This window comes from Chryseobacterium carnipullorum (assembly GCF_003815695.1).
In the GTDB taxonomy this organism is placed as follows: domain Bacteria; phylum Bacteroidota; class Bacteroidia; order Flavobacteriales; family Weeksellaceae; genus Chryseobacterium; species Chryseobacterium carnipullorum.
On record NZ_CP033920.1, the window covers coordinates 2,183,551 to 2,203,057 of the forward strand.

Consider the following 19,507-nt stretch of genomic DNA (forward strand, 5'->3'; position numbering starts at 1 on the left):
AGGCCTAAATGTAGCACCTAAAGATTTATTGGATTTCAGAATTGATTAAAAATTCTGACGAAAGTTGAGATTTGTATTTATTAACCTATTAGGTAATAGAATAACGGTTTGGGTATTGCCGAAGGCGGGGATTTTTGGCACAAAAGTTCAATAGAATTACTGTCGTTAAACCTTGTACAAATGTTTCATAGAAGTACGAAACCCACCATATTGCCAAACCCATGTGCTTGTTGCACAACTCAAATATAGTAAAAAACTCTTTGTGTTGTGATGTTTTTTTGGTAAATTTATATATGCAGGGACGAAAAAATTTTACACCACAATTATTCTATGAACTCAGCTTAGATCGGCTGGTTCCCATGGATAATTTTTATAGAAAAATCAGTTTTGAATTAGATTTTCAATTTCTATATTCAAGCACCAAAAAATATTACGGCACAGAAGGTCATCAAAGTATTGATCCGGTTGTGTTTTTTAAAATCTTATTGGTAGGTTACCTCAATAATATCAATAGCGACAGGGCTTTGCTTCGCTTTTGTAGTAATTGCTTAGATGTGCGGTTGTTTTTAGGATATGATCTGGATGAAGAACTTCCTTGGCACAGCACTATTTCTCGTACAAGAGGTCTTTTGGGAGAGGATGTTTTCCTTCAGCTTTTCCGGAAAATCCTGAGTTTATGTATAGAAAAAGGAATGGTGAGAGGCAAACGTCAGGCGGTAGACTCCGCTTTCATCAAAGCCAATGCGAGTATGGATAGTTTGGAGGAGAAAGAAGTTTTAGACGATGCGAGTGCTTTTGTTAATGAACTGGAAGAAAATTCTGAGTATAAAGTGACGACCACGCGTAAAAAACTCGTCAATCAGCACCATAGCTGGAAAGAAGAAGCTTATAAAGGCATGCCTGGTAATACTAAAAGCGAAAGAAAAGATGAAGATGGTAACGCAATTAGGCCCAAATTTTTAAGTAACCATACGCATTATTCTCCCACAGATCCCGATGCAAAAATCTCTGTAAAACCAGGGAAAGCCAGACAGTTGAATTATTCTGGACAAGTTTCAGTAGACGATGCTTATCACGTGATTACAGGAGCCTGCGGAAGTACTTCTGGGAGTAAAGATTCAGCAATTTTTAATGAAATTATGGATCAGACTTTAGCCAATTTTAAAGAAAACCACTTACAACCCGATGAAATTTTAGCCGATGCGGGTTACAGCAGTGGAGAAAGTTTAAGCTATTGTCAAAAACGCGGTATTAATGCTTTTATCCCCAATTTTGGACAGTACAAATCTCATCGTGATGGTTTTGTTTTTAACCAATCAGAAAACCGCTACGAATGCACAAAAGAAGGAGGGAACAAGGCTTTTTTACCATTCAAAAAAGAAGCGATTGATTCTAAAGGCTACAGAAAAAAAGTCTACCGAAGCAGCGAAAAAGATTGTGGGAAATGCCCACTTAGAGAGGTTTGTTGTGGTAAAGTGACGAAATTTAAAAAGCTTGACGACAGCATTCATAAACCCCTTTACGATGCCATGCACGAAAAGCTGAACAGAGATAAAAACTACACAAGATACCTCACCAAACGCCGGAGTTCTACGGTGGAGCCTGTTTTAGGCACGCTTATCAATCATCATTCGATGAAACGCATCAATGCTCGCGGCATAAAATCTGCCAACAAGCATGTTTTGATGGCGGCATTATCTTATAATTTAAAGAAACTACTGAAATTTTCTGCCCGAAAAGTAAAAATCAAAGCTCAAATTCAAGACCTTCCCAAAGTAAAGTCTTGGTTTTTGTCCAAACTGCAAAATACGAGTGTTATATCTCTGAATTAAGAGCCTCAAAATATTAAAAATCTACCTGCCAAAAAAGCAAAAACCTCTCTAAAATCGCTTCTAAAGAGGTCATATTTATTTATAAGTTTTGAAAAATAGGAGTTGTGCAACGGTTACCCATGTTGAACTAAACCTCCGGTAGCTTTTCCCTTCGCTGTTTTATTAACTTTGGTAAAACAACAAAAAATCTTTAAAATGGCTACAAAAAAAAATCTCCGGAGGAGTTAAGGGTAAACAAAATTCTGAACCGCGCCTCGAGCGAAGTTAGTGGTTTTGCTGAACTGCTGCAACGCTTTGAGCGGAATATTTCTATCCTGGGCAGGAGCCCCAGAACCTTTGATAATTATTCCCGTCATGTGGCGGCCCTGGCGCTGCATTTTAAAACCCTGCCTACCGAGTTGGATCCCGAACAGGTCAAAGATTATCTTTTTGAACTGCAGCGGCGGAGCAGAACCCCTTCGCAATCGTATTTTAAGCATACTGTATACGGTCTTCGGTTCCTGCTGAAAACTGAGGGTTTGCCTTATAGTTTTCTGCACCTTCCCACCATTGCTAAAGTGAAGAAACTTCCTGTAATCCTGAGTCGGGAAGAGATCTGGCGTATGCTTCAGAGTGCCGAACTCCTGAAACATAAACTGCTCATCGGTCTGATATACGGCTGTGGACTGCGCTGCATGGAAGTAAGGAATATCGAACTTCAGCATCTGGATTTTGACCGGAAGATGTTGCATGTTGTTCAGGGTAAAGGGAGCAAAGACCGTTACGTTCCCTTGTCGGAACATTTGATCCGGGGACTGAAAACCTTCATCAGTATTGAGAATCCGGTTCAGTATTTATTCAATGGAAACCATAACAGGAATATTGAAGAGATTGATGCGCTCAGCACAGGGGCTTCACGGTCTGCCAGCAAAGATTTCGATTCCCGCTACAGCCAGCGCGGTGTGCAGTGGGTAATAAAAACCATTTCTAAAAAAGCCGGCATCACCAAAGACGTTCACACCCACACGTTGCGGCATTCTTATGCCACACACCTTTTGGAAGACGGCGTTCCGATCATCATGGTACAGAAACTTCTGGGTCATGAGCGTATTGAAAGTACAATGGAATATCTTCATGTGTGCCAGCTCTCGGACCAAAAACCGCACAGTCCTTTGGATACGGTATTTACTTTATGCAGCAGGAATGCAGGCCCGAAGTAAAGGTGCGAGTGTAGCAGAAGTTCTTCGCAAAATCAATTTATCATCCCAAAACTTCAGCGTTCATCAGGAAAAGACGCTTAGGGCATTGTCCAACTGCCGGACTTCTGCCTTGGGTGGTCATATTGATACGTGTGATGGTTGCGGAAATCTTTCCATCAGCTACAACTCCTGCCGTAACCGGCACTGTCCGCAGTGTCAGGGACACAAAAAGGAAGAATGGATCCAAAAGCGCGAACAGGACCTCTTGCCCTGCAGCTATTACCATGTGGTTTTTACCCTGCCGGAGGAGTTGAATGGGCTAGCAATATCCCAGCCCCAACTCATTTACAAAGCCTTATTTGAGGCCGCCTGGGCTACTTTAAACCAGTTCGGCAAAACCGAAGGCCTTCAGTTGGGAATGATTGCCATACTTCACACATGGGGACAAAATCTGAGCCTTCATCCGCATCTGCACTGCATTGTGCCGGGAGGTGGTCTCACGATGCAGGGAAAATGGAGAAAGAAAGTAAGGACGGATAAGTTTCTGTTTCCAGTAAAAGCGCTGAGCAAAGTCTTTCGGGCAAAGTTTGTGACTTCCTTAAGAGCCTGTGGAATTACTGACCGGGATTTAATGGAGAAACTCTTCACCAAGAACTGGGTCGTATATGCCAAGCGGCCTTTTGGCGGCCCGAAACAGGTGATCGAGTACTTGGGGAGATACACTCACAAAGTCGCCATCAGCAATCACCGCATAAAAGAAGTGACGGATCAGCAGGTCCGTTTTGAGTACAAAGATTACCGCAAAGGCGGCGAAAAAAAGGAAATGACTCTTGCAAACACGGAGTTTGTCCGGAGGTTTTCGATGCATATTTTACCGAAAAGATTTGTAAGGATCCGGCATTACGGCATCCTGAGCAGCAGCTGGAAGCGTGGGAAACTGCAGGCACTGCAATCCGATTTGAAAATCAGAGTTACTGCAGCAAAACCGAAAACTTTGCTCCGGAAATGTCGAAGTTGCAAGGAAGGAAACTTAGTCACTATAGCTGTTTTCGGGCAGCGCGGTCCGCCACCGGAATTTCTTTTCGTTATCCAACCATTGTCTGCAAAATAACCTTTGCGGGTAAGGGAATTTATATGCTGCAGCGAAGAAAAACCTGCAGAAAACCACTCATAAAGGCTACCAAATGCCACAAAAAAAAGCAGTCATTCCAAAAAACTGCTTTGTTACCCTAAATCCTAAAATCGAAAACTCCATAGACGGCCAAAAAAGCTCCCGGAGCTTCCGTTCAACGGGCTTTCATCTCGTGTCCTGCGGACAAAACGAAAGCTTAGTTATTATCTGCAGGCGTTGTTATTCAATTAGTTTTTTTACTTTACAAATATAGTAGGGAACAGGTTCGAAATAATTTTCATCTCCTAAAAATTTTCTCAATTTCGGAGTGTCAAAAACTTCATCATATAATTCAAATTCATTTAATTCTAAACCGAATTGAATATTCAAATTTTCACTTGTGTTATTGCATAGAAAACTATGAAACGAACCATCACATTCAACTCCGATTAAATCAAACCCAATAAATTTTTCATTAGAATTTTCTGGAATTTTATTCAGCAAATTTTTTCTTAAAACAAAATCTCCGTTGTTGTAATTGTAATCATTTGTATGAAAACCTTCTGCAAATTCATCAATTAAAAATTTGCATCTATTTCGGAAAAATTAATGCTATAAATTCCCAAATCTGGAATGTTTTCAAGAAATAAATTTTTAAATTCTTTTGCATCTTCGAGTGTTGGGAAAAGATTTGCAAGATTATCGAACTTTGCTTCTGTCCATTTCTGTATTTCTTTAATTTTTTCGTCGTTAATATTTAATTCTGCTTGTTGAGTTTTACCCAAATTTTGTTTTACCCAGCTTTGAGTCCAAGAATCGAAAATTGAAAAATTAATGCAACTTGAACAAGTATGTGATGTTTTACCCTGTAAAGCACCAAAACTTATCGGCTTTAATTTAATGATATTATATCCTCCTAAATAATGTGGAATGTTTGTCATACGCTTGCAGGTAACTTTCTAATTTACGCATTGCGTCAATATATATAATTGCATTAATGCTGTTTTGATTTTAGTTATCTATTTGTCAATCATCAAATATAAATATACTATTTTCTTACGGAAAATCATAATACAAACAAAAAAACCGCTCTACAAAAAGTAGAACGGTTAGTATATTAATTTGCCTCGGTCGCTGACCGTTACATCATTCCCGGCATTCCACCACCCATTGGCATAGCAGGTTCAGCGCTCTTAATTTCAGTGATTACGCACTCAGTGGTAAGAAGCATATTTAAAGCTGATTTACATTTTGTAATATAATATTATACGACGTTTTTTATGTATTTGTAAAAAGTTTTTTAATCTTCTCAATCATTTTTTGAAATGAAGTTAATTCATAACCAATGTTCTTAGAATCCAGAGCCTCAATAAATTCAGGCAAATTGGAATATATATTTATCTTTAACGTTGCAATTTTTTTACTTTTATTATTGAATAGACTTATAAATTCATTTCCATCATCATCAATCCCATTTTTATATCCAAGAATGTCTTTTAGGCGGATAGTCTTTTTAATTAATAAGAAGTTATTATAGATGAGATTGTCATTTTGAATATTGGCAAGTATCAATTCATAATAATTCTTTCTCACTAATATGTAAATTGTAAATAGAAAGAATAAGATAAAGTAGCTGAACCATAAATAATGACCTTTTGAAATCATATTTTGAGACGCTCCTTTAGTAAAAATAAATGGAAGGAAGAATGAAAGGAAAGTGAATACAACTCTAAAAAAAACGATGAAATAATTTTTTATTGACACTATCCCACAAAGTGTGTAAGTTAAAAAGTTAGGCTTGGATTTTATAATCTGAGCCTTTTTTCAAAAATAAGGATAAATTGATTGAGAACAATGCCCCAATTTTGGATAGGCATCGTCCATTTTTTAGTAGCTTCTTTTAATGCCAGATACACTGATTTCATTACGGCATCATCAGTAGGAAAAGACATTTTGTTTTTGGTGTATTTTCGGATTTTTCCGTTTAGATTTTCAATTAAATTAGTTGTATAAATGATTTTTCGGATCTCTAAAGGAAAATCAAAAAATACAGTAAGTTCATCCCAATTGTTTCTCCAGGATTGGATAGCATAAGAATATTTACTTTCCCATTTATCTGCAAAATCATTGAGTGCTTGTTCAGCTGCTTGTTTTGTTGGAGCGGTGTAAATATGCTTCATATCGGCAGAGAATTCTTTTCTGTCCTTCCATACCACATATTTGCAGGCATTTCTGATCTGATGCACAACACAAATCTGGGTTTGAGATTCGGGAAAGACAGAGCGGATCGTCTGGGTAAATCCGTTTAAATTATCGGTGGCGGTGATGAGAATATCCTCCACACCACGGGCTTTTAAATCTGTGAGAACACTCATCCAGAATGCTGAGCTTTCATTTTTTCCAAGCCACATTCCCAATACTTCCTTTCTCCCGTCACGGCTTAATCCAACAGCCAGATAAACTGTTTTATTAATGACTTTGGAGTTTTCCCTTACTTTGAAAACAATCCCATCCATCCAGACAATGAGATACAAATCTTCAAGCGGGCGGTTCTGCCAACTTACTGCTTCACTTGCAACCGCATTGGTTATTCGTGATATGGTAGAAGTAGAAACCTCAAAATCATACATTTCACGGATTTGTTCCTCAATGTCTGATACGCTCATTCCTTTGGCATAGAATGAGATGATGATGTTTTCTAAACCATCGATAATGTTGTGCCTTTTGGGAACTAATGCGGGCTCAAAACTACCTTCTCTATCTCTGGGAACCTTAATCTCGGATTCCCCAAAAGACGATTTTATCTTTTTGGTTCCATGACCGTTTCGATAATTTCCATTAGTTGTTTTACCATGCTTTTCGTTATCCAGATGACTGTCCAGCTCTGCATCCAACATATGCTCCACGGCTTTTTTGTGCAGTTCTTTGAAGAAGGATGTTAAATCTTCCCCATTCTTAAAGGATTTGTAGAAATCCTTGTTGTTTAATAAATCTTCTTTGTCAATCATAACTATGTAATGTTAAAAATAATAAAAAGTTATTTCCGTAAAATTTTTTGAGCTCTAAGGGCTCAAAATTTTCCAGAATAACTTTTCAACTTACACAGTTAGTGAGACACTACCTTTTTATTTTTAGTTTCATTACATTATTTATTGATTTTCTTTTTACCAAGGGTTTTAGATGAAATGTTGTACAATTCTTAAATATACGAAACTTTGTTGCTTTGGAAGAGTATGTTCTTTATTTTTTGATCTTTACAAATATACAAATCTCAGTATCAATGTTTAATACTATAAAACCATAATCCAACAAAAAACCGCCCTGCAAAAGCAGAACGGTTAGTATATTAAATGGTCTCAGCGACACGCTGCGTTACATCATTCCTGGCATTCCACCTCCCATTGGCATAGCAGGTTCAGCGCTCTTAATTTCAGTGATTACACACTCAGTCGTAAGAAGCATTCCAGAAACAGAAGCTGCATTTTCAAGGGCAACTCTTGTTACTTTCGTAGGGTCAATGATTCCTGCTTCAAGCATGTTTACATACTCGTCAGTTTTAGCATTGTATCCGAAGTCTCCTGTACCTTCTGCTACTTTAGCAACGATGACAGAACCTTCACCTCCTGCGTTAGCAACGATTTGTCTTAATGGCTCCTCGATCGCTCTTTTAACGATTTTGATCCCTGTAGTCTCATCAGAATTGATTCCTGTAAGGTTTTCCAAAGCTGAGATTGCTCTTACTAAAGCAACACCACCTCCTGCAACGATACCTTCTTCAACTGCTGCTCTTGTAGCGTGAAGGGCATCATCTACTCTGTCTTTTTTCTCCTTCATTTCAACTTCAGAAGCTGCACCTACGTAAAGTACGGCAACACCACCAGCTAATTTAGCCAATCTCTCCTGTAGTTTTTCTCTGTCGTAGTCAGAAGTAGTCGTTTCCATCTGAGCTTTGATCTGAGCTACTCTTCCTTTGATTTTAGCTTCATCACCACCACCGTTTACGATCGTTGTGTTATCTTTATCGATCGTTACTTTCTCAGCAGTTCCCAGCATATCTAAAGAGATGTTTTCCATTGTGAAACCTTGCTCTTCAGAAATCACCTGTCCACCTGTTAAGATGGCGATATCTTCCAACATTGCTTTTCTTCTGTCTCCGAATCCCGGAGCTTTAACCGCAGCAATTTTAAGAGAACCTCTTAATTTGTTTACTACTAAAGTTGCTAAAGCTTCACCTTCCACTTCTTCAGAGATAATCAATAAAGATTTTCCGCTTTGTGCGATAGGCTCAAGAACCGGAAGTAATTCTTTCATAGAAGAGATTTTCTTCTCTACTAAAAGGATGTAAGGGTTTTCTACTTCAGCTACCATTTTCTCAGGGTTCGTCACGAAGTAAGGAGACTGGTATCCTCTGTCGAACTGCATCCCTTCTACAACGTCTACTGTTGTATCGATACCTTTAGCTTCTTCTACAGTGATTACCCCTTCTTTACCTACTTTTCCGAAAGCTTCAGCGATCAGAGATCCGATAGTTTCGTCGTTGTTAGCAGAAACGGAAGCTACCTGCTTCACCATTTCTTTAGAATCTCCAACTTCTTTAGACTGAGCTTTAAGACTTGCAACAACCGCGGTTACTGCTTTGTCGATTCCTCTTTTTAAATCCATTGGGTTGGCACCTGCAGCTACATTCTTAAGACCTTCTCTTACGATAGCCTGTGCCAAAACAGTAGCGGTAGTAGTACCGTCTCCTGCGATATCATTGGTTTTGGAAGCCACTTCTTTTACCATCTGCGCTCCCATATTTTCTACTCTGTCTTCAAGTTCGATTTCTTTTGCTACAGAAACACCGTCCTTCGTTACGTGAGGTGCACCGAAAGATTTCTCGATCACTACATTTCTACCTTTTGGTCCTAACGTTACTTTTACTGCATTAGCCAATGCATCAACCCCTCTTTTTAAAGCGTCTCTAGATTCAATATCGAATTTTATTTCTTTTGCCATTGTTTGTTGTATTAATGTACGATGTACAGTGTACAAAGTACTTGATTTACTTTTTTAATATTTACTTTTAATCAGTCATTAATACATTGTACATTTTACATTGTACAACGTACAGATTTTTACCCAATAACTCCTAAAAGATCTCCTTCCTTAACGATTAAGAAATCTTTTCCGTCTAATTTTAATTCAGAACCTGAATATTTTCCATAAAGAACTTTGTCACCTACCTGAACAGTTGTAGGCTCATCTTTTTTACCTGGACCTACTGCTACTACAGTACCTTCCTGCGGCTTTTCCTTCGCAGTGTCCGGAATAATAATACCTGAAGCTGTTTTAGTTTCTGCAGCGATAGGCTCGATAAGAACTCTGTCTGCTAATGGTTTAAAGTTTACTGACATAATATATTTTATTTTTTAATTAATTCTCCATTATAATTCTCTAAATGTATGCCATGAGGCCCTGATGGATGAAATGGCAGAATTTTAATTCCGAGTGTGAAAATTTGGCAGAAAAATAGAAAAGATAAAGCCGGAAGATTCCGGCTTTGTATTGAACTCTGATGATTCATTGAATTATGGGCAGTGCTGTCCCGGCCCGATCCATAAAGTACATTTTCCCTGGTCGTCGCGTTCACAACAGACTGTTCTTGCTGCGCCTCCCATGATGGATTTTTGGGCGTCTCTGCTTAATGATTTAGCATTTTTCATAAGTAATATTTTGTTTATTGTACGTGCCTGAACATTTAATGTCAATCAGGATTTTGACGATTTGATTTGATAAGTGTAAGTCAAAGATAAATAAAAATAGAATTCAATAATACACCGTTGGTAGATTTATTTATGAATTTTGTATTCTGATTGTCATTATTTTAACTTTTATTTTGCGAGATGGAGTTAACCGATGCTTTTGATGGCCGCAATACATTAAAAAGAAAAAGTTTACCATTGCAGTAAACTTTGTATATTCATTATTGAATGGTTTCCATTGTCATTTTTCTTCCACTCATCTCTATATCCTGTTTCAGAATTTTTCTGGTTTCGGGATCAATATAATAAGTAACGATGTTTTTTTTATCTCCTATATCATCGGTTGTTTTTACAGCCCATACTTTTTTTCCGTTATAATCTGTTTTCTTTACATCCATTATGTAAGCTTTAATAAGTCCTTTCTTAGCATCCGGATTATAATCGAAGATAGAAAGGTCTGCGGTATAATTCTCTTTTAAGGGTAAAAACCGGACCAGCATAGGATAGCTGCTGCTGTCAAAATAATCTGCGGCATCCATTTCTATATGGTCTTTTTTCTGAGAATTTTTGTCCAGATAATATCCGGTGACTTTATTTTTTTCAGATTTCAGAACAATATCCCTACTCATATTAAAAGATGAATGATAGACCGGTTCGAAATTGGCTGTTTTTACAATGGTAGAATCTGTCCACTTGGCATCCGGAGCCTGTTTCAGCTTTACAGTCGTTTTGATGAGCAGATCGGTTTTGTTTAATTTTTTGAGTTCTGTAATAATGCTTCCTATCTCTATTTTTGTGCCTGCATTTTCTGCGTACCATACTGCTTCTGAGGTTTCATCTTTGATCAGTTTAGAATCAATGGTGCTGTTGCCTGGAGTGAACAGTTTTTGTGAAAATAAATTAGCGCTGCTTACTAATAAAAAGATAAGAAATGTTCTCATGATTTTTTTACCAATAAGTATTTCTGATTTTCAAAAAGTTACAGATCCGATATCAGCTTTTCTTCATATGACACAGAATTTATCTTATTTTTCTGATTCTGATTGATCTTTGAAATCACCGCCCCGGAAACAGCGATGCTGATAAAGTTGGTCACAGATCTCGCCTCGTTCATAAAACGGTCTACACTGTACAAAAGGGCAATATCCGTTAAAGGAATTTTTCCAAACCGGTTCAACGTAAAAATAAGGGCAAGAAATCCTGATCCGGGAACGCCTGAAGCCGTTTTTGAAGTCACGGAAATAATCACGAAAAGCCAGAGATAATCACTCACGGTTAATGAAATATTATAAAACTGGATGAGAAAGCAACAGGTTACAGAGATATAAATGCAAGCCCCGGAAAGATTGAAATTATAGCCTAAAGGAATGACAAATCTTAAAATCTTTCTGCTGTAGCCTTCCGATTCCATTTTTTCAAAGATCAGTGGAAATGCTGTTTTGGAAGAAGAGGTGGTGATGACCAGAATAATTTCCTCCTTTAAATCAAGCAAAAACTTCCACAGACGGATTTTGAATATATAAGAAACGATTCCTAAAATTCCAAAGATAAAAACAATGTCAGCGAGATAAACCGTGGCAACGACTTTACTGAGCGGCAGGAGCGTGTTGATGCCATATACCGCAACGCCATACGCGATATTACAGAAAATAATAATCGGGAGAATGATGTAGAGATACTTAATTACGGTATAAAAAACTTTGAGACCGCGGTCTAATAAATTCAGGAATTTTTCTCTTGCCCCGGAAAGATTCATGCAAATTCCGGCAATAATGGAGACTATAAGAAAAATTCCGTGCCTGTTGAGATACAGACTACCGGATAAGCTGCTGTCATTGATTTCAAATGTTTTCGGAAGCGATGTACTGATTCTCGAAGTGTTAATTCCTGTATCAGCGCCGGGCTTTACGGCAAAACCGAAAATGAACCCTATAATAATAGCCACAGAACTGATGATCAGAAAATAAAGAATGGTTTTCCAGACAATGCTACTTGCATTTCTGATACCGGACAGCTGGCAGATTCCATACATGATCGCCATGAAAATAATGGGAAGAATAAGCATTTCAAGCACCATGAAAAAATATCTGCTCACCATTCCCAGCTGAATACTTGCTTCAGGCGCATAATAGCCTGTAAGTACTCCGCCGAGAATGGCGGCAAATACATATAAGGTGAGATTTTTTAAATATCTTCCCGTGAATGTTTTCCTGGTTTCAAAAAGGTTCATCTGAAAAAAATATACAGTCCGTATCGATCTAAACGAAATACGAAAGGTTTTTATACCTCCGAAATATAATAATAATTAACGAATTCAGATTATATGACTCCAAGGATCAATGCAGCGATCAACATCACAACAGAAGATCCCAATGCCCATTTTAAAGTATATTTCAAATGATCTGAAAATTCCACACCGGCTAATGATACTAATAAATAGGTTGAGGGAACCAGCGGACTCAAAAGATGGGAACCTTGGCCAATAAGACTCGCTCTTCCCAGGATTTCCGGAGAAATTCCCAATTGATGTCCGGTAGCCACAATAATAGGTAAGATCCCGAAATAATAAGCATCATTGGAAAGAAAAAAAGTAAGCGGAATACTGAATACCGCAGTAACAATATTCATGTAGCCACCCCAGCTTTTCGGAACGATTTCTATCATACTGTTTCCCATGGCCTGCATAATGCCTGAACCATTCAGGATTCCGGTGAAAATTCCCGCTCCGAAGATCATTCCGGCAACCGATAAAGCATTACCCGCATGTTTTGAAATAATTTTCTGCTGATCTTTTAATTTGGGATAGTTGATAATGGAAGCGATACAAAAGGCGATCATAAAGGCAATTCCCAATGGAACTACATCCAGAATCATCACAACCAGAAGCGCGATCGTAAGCGACAGGTTGATCAGGATCAGTTTCGGACGTCTGAGTTTAAGATCTACCTCACCGATGATATCATTGCTGTTATACTTGGTGAATTTTCCATGTTTGGCAATTCTTATTTTTTCTCTTCTCCCTAAAATATAGGCAACGAATATCACCCAAAGGATTCCAATAGCCATAATCGGGATCATAGGAACGAATATTTCGGTGTGCCCAAGTTTCAAAGAACTCATTACCCTTGCCGTAGGACCTCCCCATGGAAGAATATTCATGATCTGTCCCGCAAGCATAATAATACACGTAAGAATCAGTGGATTGATACCTTGTTTTTTATAAAGAGGAAGCATAGCGGCAACCACAATGAGATAAGTGGAAGAGCCATCGCCGTCCAGCGAAACCAAAGCCGTAAGAACAGCGGTTCCCACTGTTGTTTTGATGGGATTGTCTCCAACGGCTTTTAAAATGATATTGACTAAAGGCTCAAAAAGTCCTGTGTCGATCATTAAACTGAAATAAAGGATGGCAAAGATCAGCATGACTCCGGTGAGCGCTATTTCTTTGACCCCGTTCTTCATCATTTCACCAAGTTCAGGACCAAAACCCGCCAAAAGAGCGATGGTTACCGGTACGATGACCAAAGCCGTAAGCGGAGTCAGTTTTTTATTCATGATCAGGACCATGAAGATCAGAATCATGAGAAATCCAAGGAATGTAAGCATAGATGATTTGATTTATAGTTATTTATTTTTGTTTTTCTTTCTCCAGTCGAAGCTGTTTCTGTACCCAATGTAGGCGTAGTTGCTTGTAGATCCGGTCTCCAGCTGATTGATAAAAGCAACTTCAACTGCTGAGTTTTTTCCAACCTTAATTCCCAGTCCTGCTGTTAATCGGTTACTGTCAAACGGATCTTCTTTCACTACGTTCATTCTTAATTCATTTTTCAGAATGCCGTATAGTTTTTCTTTTTCTCCCGCCCTGTTAAAGGGAATTCTCAGGGAAATTAGATACCGCAGCCTGACAATGAATTCATCGGGATTACTGATAAAGCGTTCTTCCACACGGAAACGGTGTGAGACGGACGTTCTTCCGATATTGCCTCCCAAAGTCACCTGTTGGAAAGGTCTCTTTTCATACCTTTCTTTTTTTGAATTGTCAGACTTATAAGAATCCAGTACCAGAAACATAAATCCGGCTGCGGGCTTCACTTCATTGGCTACTTCATAATCTACATAGGCAGAAACCAGAAAAAGCCTGGTGTCATACGCCAGATCAAAAGAACGGTACTGTGAAAGAGCGGTCAGTGTACTCTTGTCGGTCAGTTTTGCAGACATGAGATACTGAAACCACATATTGTATTTGTCTCGGCTTTGTGCATCGATCTGCCAGCTCATGGCCAGCAGTAAAATGACGATTAATTTGAATTTAATTTTCATGTAATATTGAGTTAACATCCTGATGTCTCAAATATATTTATAAGAACCAGCCGCGGATTTATTTTTCAACCAATGACAGATTTTATCAGTGAACTGCAGGAGGGGGTAAAAAAGATGGTATATTTGAAAGATTGAAATTTGGATTTTTTAAATGTTTTTAATTATAAATATTGTATTTATATTGTTGGTTTTCAGGATTTTGTTTAATGCAAAGGTTTTGAAAAGACTGATGGAATATCATTGGGGACTTTTGCTGAAGTTTCAGCATGTTTTTTTCTTTTTTATCTTCTTTATCATCACTTTTTTCACTGAAAACTACTTTTTAGATGTTCCGGAACTGGTCTGGAGTGTTTTATCTGTGATTATTTTTAATGTCGGAATTTACAGTCTCGTCTATTTTTATCTGGTTCCTGAATTCTATCTTTCCAATAAATATCCCGAGTTCATTCTCTATGCGCTCATCAGCTTTCTGTTCTCGAGTCTCTTTAGAATTTTACTCGAACCGGCAGTTTTTAATATGCATTTTAACGAGACGCTTTCCAATACCAAATTTCTCTACAATGTATATACGGCGCAGGGAATTGTGATACTTGTTGCCTCATTTTTAGGAATTACCAAGGATAAATTTCTCATTGAACAGGATTTTAAAGATCTGGGTGAGGAAAAAGACCAACTGTATCTGGATCTTTTAAAATCTAAAATGAATCCTCATTTTTTGCTTAATACCCTTAATAATATTTATTCCAAAAGTTTTCAGCCTTCAGAAAATACCTCAGAATCTATTTTACAGCTCAGTAAACTGCTTCAGTATGTGATTTATGATACGAGTAAAGAAAAGATCAGTATGGCTCAGGAGTTTTCTTCCATAAAATCTCTTGCAGGACTGTATCAGTTAAAATATAATAATGTGCTGAACATCACTTTTGATATTCAGGATGAAGAAACTCTGGAATTAATAGATATTCCACCTTCTGTATGCCTTACGTTATTTGAAAATGCCCTGAAACATTCGGCCATTGGAATAGAAGCGGATAGCTACATCCAGATCAGCTATACAATACAGGATCAGCATATTCTGTTTGAGATAAGGAATTCTGTATCGAAGAAAAAGAACCTGGTCGGAAATATGAATGACAGCGGATTGGGAAATGAAGCAGTCATGAATATTTTAGAGAAAAATTATGCAGGAAGATTTACTTTTATATCGGAACCTGCGGAAGAGAACCACTATCAAACTATTTTAAAAATCAAATTGTAATGCCTAATCTGACGATTGTAAGTGTAGATGATGAATATCCGGCGCTCCAGCTTATCCAGAAGTATTGCGGGCAAATGGAAGATGTGGATCTGCTGAAGGTATTTCAGGATCCGGAAGAAGCATTGGAATACCTTAAACAGAATAGGGTAGACCTCGTGATTCTGGATATCAATATGCCTTACATCAACGGAATTGAACTTTTACATCAGCTTCCGTATAAGCCGTTATGCATATTTCTTACCCTGGAAACTCAATATGCAGTTAAAGCTTTTGAACTGGATGTGGTGCATTATCTTGTCAAGCCTGTCGACTTTGAGACGTTCAGAAAAGCGATTAGTAAAGCAAAGGATTTCCTGCAGTTTAAAAATTCTGTGGAGGATCAGAAGAAAGAAGACTTTATCATGTTCAAGTCCAATTACGTGATGCATAAAGTTCTTCTGGATGAGGTACGTTGGGTCCAGGGATTCGGTGAATATATTATTCTGGTGACTCCTCTTAAAAAGTATATGATCCTTGAGCGGATGTCCAATTTTGAAGAGAAATTTCAGAATCTGGGATTTATCAGAATTCACAAATCATATATTGTTCTGTCTTCCCACATCAGCTCCTATGATGCGGCTCATGTGTATCTTAAAGACGGGGAGAAGCTTCCGCTTGGGAGAACGTATAAAAATTCTTTAAAGGCTTATTTAAATTAAAATGTACGTTTGGAAATTTCCGGCAGATCACACAAATTACGAAGATTTTTTTGATTTTAATATTTAAAAATTCAATACGGGTAGGCTTTAGCCCAATCATTAAAATGTTGTATTACAAGAAAAAAGGTTGTCTCAATTTGAAACAACCTTTAATTTTATGATTTCTTTCCGGCAGCCTGCATCGGATTGACCTTTCCGTTGGCTCCTCCTCTTACAGGACCACCTCCCTGTTTCTGTTTAAACAATTGGAATTTGGAAACCTGAGTATCTGTTCCGGTACTGCTCCATACGTTATTGGAAGTATCGATATCCGCGGTTTCTCTCATCGGGTCAAGCTGGATCGATTTTATTTTTTTGTCAAAATAATACGTCTTGGAAACCTTCTGCTCATTCTGTCTCCATATTTGCGCAGATGATTTGTCATACAGTTGAGTTCCGTCTTCAAATGTGAATTCAAGAATGATCGGCATTACCAGTCCGCCTTTATTAACAAAATCAATCTGGTAGCCTGTCAGGTTTTTGAATTTCTCCTGATCCTTGGCATCCAGCGGAAGACCGGCTTCTGTTTTTACAGTATATTCTTTGTCCGCATCTAATTTCTCCTGACCTCTGTCATATCGGTAATAGAAATCCTGAAGATCCTTATCCTTATCTACATAGAATGTGATTTTCTTATCTTCTCTGTTTCTGATTTTTGAAATATCTTCAAAAGTATTCTGAAGTGGTTTTTCCACTTTATATTTTGTTTCTTTGACTTCTTTAGGTGGCGTGTTGAGATCCGGGACAGCAACCGTTACTTTGTCAATTGCAATATCTACCGGATCTGTTCCGTAAAACCATCCTCTCCAGAACCAGTCAAGATCCTCACCGCTCGCATCTTCCATCGTACGGAAGAAATCGGCAGGCTCAGGATGTTTGAATGCCCATCTTTTAGCATACGTTTTAAAAGCCTTGTCAAAAAGTTCTCTTCCCATGATGGTCTCACGAAGAATATTCAATCCTGTAGCCGGTTTTGAATACGCATTCGGGCCAAACTGAATAATGTTTTCAGAATTACTCATGATCGGTTCCAGCTGATCTTTCGGCAATTTCATATAATCTGTGATCGTCCATGCCGGACCTCTTTTTGAAGGGAATTTATTGTCCCATTTCTCTTCGGTAAGATACTCTGTGAATGTATTTAACCCCTCATCCATCCAGCTCCATTGTCTTTCATCAGAGTTGATGATCATCGGGAAGAAATTATGTCCTACTTCATGGATCACTACTCCAATCATTCCGTTTTTGGTTCCTTCAGAATAAGTCCCGTCTTTCTCCGTTCTTCCGAAGTTGAAACAGATCATGGGATATTCCATTCCGTTGGCCGCCTCTACAGACTGTGCCACAGGATAGGGATAAGGAATCGTGAATTCAGAGTAAGTTTTGATAGTGTGGGCAACGGCTTTTGTTGAATATTTTCTGTACAGACCATAGGCTTCTTTTGGATAGAAACTCATCGCCATCACTTTATTATTGTTTTCAGGAATCGTAACACGCATTCCATCCCAGACAAATTTTCTGGATGAGGTCCATGCAAAATCTCTTACATCATTAGCTTCAAAATTCCATGTTTTTCTCTGCTTGGAATGATTTTTCTCTGCTTTTTTCGCTTCGTCTAATGTTACAATTTCAATAGGTTCGGAAGCACTTTCGGCTTTTCTGTATCTGGACATCTGGTCAGAAGTCAGAACCTGATCGTAGTTTTTACATTCTCCAGTTCCGCCAATAATATGATCCGCCGGTACATCCATTGAAACTTTAAAATTTCCGAATACCAGTGCGAATTCACCACGACCTGTGAACTGATGGTTCTGCCATCCGTGGAAATCACTGTATACACACATTCTCGGATACCATTGGGTCATTGTGTAAAGATCATTTCCGTCTTCAGCGAAGTTTTCATAACCGCCGCGGCCGCCCATTTTGATTCTGTTCGGGATATTATAGTTCCAGTCTACTTTGAAGACCAGTTTTTCTCCTTTCTTTAAAACTTTCGGAAGATCGATACGCATCATCGTCTTGTTCACCGTATATTTCAGAGGATTTCCTGAAGCATCCGTTACCTTTTCCAGATTAACGCCATAGCCGTTGTCTTTTTCCGGAAGATCAGTGACTTTCAGCTGCTGATCATTAGAAGAAGCCGGAAGGGTAGAAGAGAACTGGAATCCGGCATTTTTAACGGTAGATTGTTCATTCTCGTCCAATTGAAGCCAGATGTAATCCAGATCATCCGGCGAATTGTTGTAGTAGGTAATGGTCTCTGAACCTTTCAGATTTCTTTTATCTTCATCAAGGTAAGCCTTAATATCATAATCAGCTCTGTTCTGCCAATATCCGTGGCCGGGAGACCCGGAAGCCGTTCTGTAAATATTGGGAGTCGGGAGGATAGTCCCCAGCTGCTCGAATCTGTTTCCGTGATTACTTCCAGGATTGTTCTGGATATTTTGTGCGGTGAAACCTGTATAGGCCAATACAGAAAATGAAAATAGGACTGCTTTTAGTTTCATTACCGAAAAGATTTAATAATTATCAAAGATAATAATAAGTAGTTGAAAAATTGAAAATGTTTCAAAGTTAAAAAGGAATTCTCTCTAATGTCATTTTTAGCGCCAGTGCAAATACTCCCGAAGAAACAAACAGGATCCAGTCTTTTTTATTGACCTTAAAAATTTTAAGCAGAATAAATAAAAGGATAAGAATAGCCAGTACAATAACGATTTGCCCTAATTCCAATCCAATATTAAATCCTAATAAAGGAATGGCAATGCCCTGGCTTTTGGCAATCATTACTCTTGCTGTATTGGCAAATCCCATTCCGTGAATCAGTCCGAAGATCAGGGCGAGATAATAATTGGCGCGCATCAGAATCTGCTTCTTATTCTTCATCAGAATATTATCCAGAGAAGTCAGAACGATGGTGAGCGGAATCAGGAATTCTACCCACGCAGAAGGAACTCTGAAAACATCAAGAATACTTAATGCGAGGGTAACAGAATGTCCGATGGTGAATGCGGTAACCAGGATAAGAATTTTCTTCCAGTCACTATAAGAATAGACCGCGATCAGAGCCAGTACAAACAACTGATGATCCAACGCGTCAAGAGAAATAATATGTTCCCAGCCAAGGTTTAAGTAAAATAGAAAATCCTGCATTTTTAGTATGGTTTATAAATTTTTTATTTTTTAAATAATAGATTAAAATTTTTATTTATTGAATAGTTTGAATGTGATTTATTTTTGTTTAATTTGGTATTTTTGTGAATTATTTATTTTTTAATTGTTGTTTTTGTTAATATTTATGGTGTTTTGTTGGGTTTTATTGTGAAA

General features: G+C 38.1%; 18 protein-coding genes. 5 read left to right on the plus strand and 13 right to left on the minus strand.

Annotation, left to right across the window (positions count from 1 at the left end):
- The first annotated feature begins 293 nt into the window (after nucleotides 1-293).
- From EG346_RS10020 to EG346_RS10030, 3 genes are all read left to right on the plus strand, one after another.
- On the plus strand, nucleotides 294-1,832 hold the full coding sequence (locus EG346_RS10020; protein WP_034751733.1) for an IS1182 family transposase: 1,539 nt from the start codon (nucleotides 294-296) through the stop codon (nucleotides 1,830-1,832).
- A 314-nt stretch (nucleotides 1,833-2,146) separates the two neighbouring features.
- A complete protein-coding gene (locus EG346_RS10025; RefSeq protein WP_394343280.1) occupies nucleotides 2,147-3,031 on the plus strand; it encodes a tyrosine-type recombinase/integrase in 885 nt (294 codons plus the stop codon).
- The gene (locus tag EG346_RS10030; protein WP_079467321.1) at nucleotides 3,015-4,121 is read left to right on the plus strand and encodes an IS91 family transposase; all 1,107 of its coding nucleotides are present in this window, start codon (nucleotides 3,015-3,017) and stop codon (nucleotides 4,119-4,121) included. The genes EG346_RS10025 and EG346_RS10030 overlap by 17 nt, the downstream gene beginning before the upstream one ends.
- A 240-nt stretch (nucleotides 4,122-4,361) precedes the next feature.
- Here the strand turns inward: EG346_RS10030 and EG346_RS10035 are convergent, their stop codons facing one another.
- From EG346_RS10035 to EG346_RS10080, 11 genes are all read right to left on the minus strand, one after another.
- The gene (locus tag EG346_RS10035; protein WP_123878382.1) at nucleotides 4,362-4,625 is read right to left on the minus strand and encodes a hypothetical protein; all 264 of its coding nucleotides are present in this window, start codon (nucleotides 4,623-4,625) and stop codon (nucleotides 4,362-4,364) included.
- A gap of 74 nt (nucleotides 4,626-4,699) precedes the next feature.
- The gene (locus tag EG346_RS10040; protein ID WP_123878384.1) at nucleotides 4,700-5,062 is read right to left on the minus strand and encodes a hypothetical protein; all 363 of its coding nucleotides are present in this window, start codon (nucleotides 5,060-5,062) and stop codon (nucleotides 4,700-4,702) included.
- Nucleotides 5,063-5,399: 337 nt separating this feature from the next.
- Nucleotides 5,400-5,714 carry a hypothetical protein gene (locus EG346_RS10045; protein ID WP_128124730.1) on the minus strand — a complete coding sequence of 105 codons (315 nt, stop codon included), beginning with the start codon at nucleotides 5,712-5,714 and terminating at the stop codon, nucleotides 5,400-5,402.
- Between the two features lie 212 nt (nucleotides 5,715-5,926).
- Complete coding sequence (locus EG346_RS10050) at nucleotides 5,927-7,129, minus strand: IS256 family transposase (protein WP_123878212.1); 1,203 nt, start codon at nucleotides 7,127-7,129, stop codon at nucleotides 5,927-5,929.
- Nucleotides 7,130-7,493: 364 nt separating this feature from the next.
- Nucleotides 7,494-9,119 carry a chaperonin GroEL gene (gene groL / locus EG346_RS10055; protein ID WP_073334217.1) on the minus strand — a complete coding sequence of 542 codons (1,626 nt, stop codon included), beginning with the start codon at nucleotides 9,117-9,119 and terminating at the stop codon, nucleotides 7,494-7,496.
- 119 nt (nucleotides 9,120-9,238) lie between these two features.
- Nucleotides 9,239-9,517, minus strand: coding sequence for a co-chaperone GroES (locus EG346_RS10060; protein ID WP_034723531.1), 279 nt, complete (start codon nucleotides 9,515-9,517; stop codon nucleotides 9,239-9,241).
- A 174-nt stretch (nucleotides 9,518-9,691) separates the two neighbouring features.
- Complete coding sequence (locus EG346_RS25345) at nucleotides 9,692-9,826, minus strand: hypothetical protein (RefSeq protein WP_262487919.1); 135 nt, start codon at nucleotides 9,824-9,826, stop codon at nucleotides 9,692-9,694.
- A 260-nt stretch (nucleotides 9,827-10,086) separates the two neighbouring features.
- Nucleotides 10,087-10,806 (minus strand): DUF3108 domain-containing protein, encoded by a 720-nt coding sequence (locus tag EG346_RS10065; RefSeq protein ID WP_123878388.1) that lies wholly within the window; start codon nucleotides 10,804-10,806, stop codon nucleotides 10,087-10,089.
- Between the two features lie 38 nt (nucleotides 10,807-10,844).
- Nucleotides 10,845-12,095, minus strand: a complete 1,251-nt coding sequence (locus tag EG346_RS10070) for a cation:dicarboxylate symporter family transporter (RefSeq protein ID WP_123878390.1) — start codon at nucleotides 12,093-12,095, stop codon at nucleotides 10,845-10,847.
- An 89-nt stretch (nucleotides 12,096-12,184) separates the two neighbouring features.
- Nucleotides 12,185-13,471: a CitMHS family transporter gene (locus EG346_RS10075; RefSeq protein ID WP_123878392.1), complete on the minus strand. Its 1,287-nt coding sequence runs from the start codon at nucleotides 13,469-13,471 to the stop codon at nucleotides 12,185-12,187.
- A gap of 18 nt (nucleotides 13,472-13,489) precedes the next feature.
- Nucleotides 13,490-14,185 (minus strand): DUF2490 domain-containing protein, encoded by a 696-nt coding sequence (locus tag EG346_RS10080; protein ID WP_123878393.1) that lies wholly within the window; start codon nucleotides 14,183-14,185, stop codon nucleotides 13,490-13,492.
- Nucleotides 14,186-14,402: 217 nt separating this feature from the next.
- On the opposite strand from EG346_RS10080, the gene EG346_RS10085 reads away from it, so the two are divergent.
- Nucleotides 14,403-15,443: a sensor histidine kinase gene (locus EG346_RS10085; protein ID WP_228429384.1), complete on the plus strand. Its 1,041-nt coding sequence runs from the start codon at nucleotides 14,403-14,405 to the stop codon at nucleotides 15,441-15,443.
- A complete protein-coding gene (locus EG346_RS10090; RefSeq protein ID WP_073334226.1) occupies nucleotides 15,443-16,141 on the plus strand; it encodes a LytR/AlgR family response regulator transcription factor in 699 nt (232 codons plus the stop codon). Before EG346_RS10085 ends, EG346_RS10090 begins: the two co-directional genes overlap by 1 nt.
- 155 nt (nucleotides 16,142-16,296) lie before the next feature.
- Here the strand turns inward: EG346_RS10090 and EG346_RS10095 are convergent, their stop codons facing one another.
- Both EG346_RS10095 and EG346_RS10100 read right to left on the minus strand, forming a co-directional pair.
- Nucleotides 16,297-18,687, minus strand: a complete 2,391-nt coding sequence (locus tag EG346_RS10095; protein ID WP_123878395.1) for a M1 family metallopeptidase — start codon at nucleotides 18,685-18,687, stop codon at nucleotides 16,297-16,299.
- Nucleotides 18,688-18,754: 67 nt separating this feature from the next.
- A complete protein-coding gene (locus EG346_RS10100) occupies nucleotides 18,755-19,333 on the minus strand; it encodes a HupE/UreJ family protein (RefSeq protein ID WP_123878397.1) in 579 nt (192 codons plus the stop codon).
- Nucleotides 19,334-19,507: the final 174 nt, after the last annotated feature.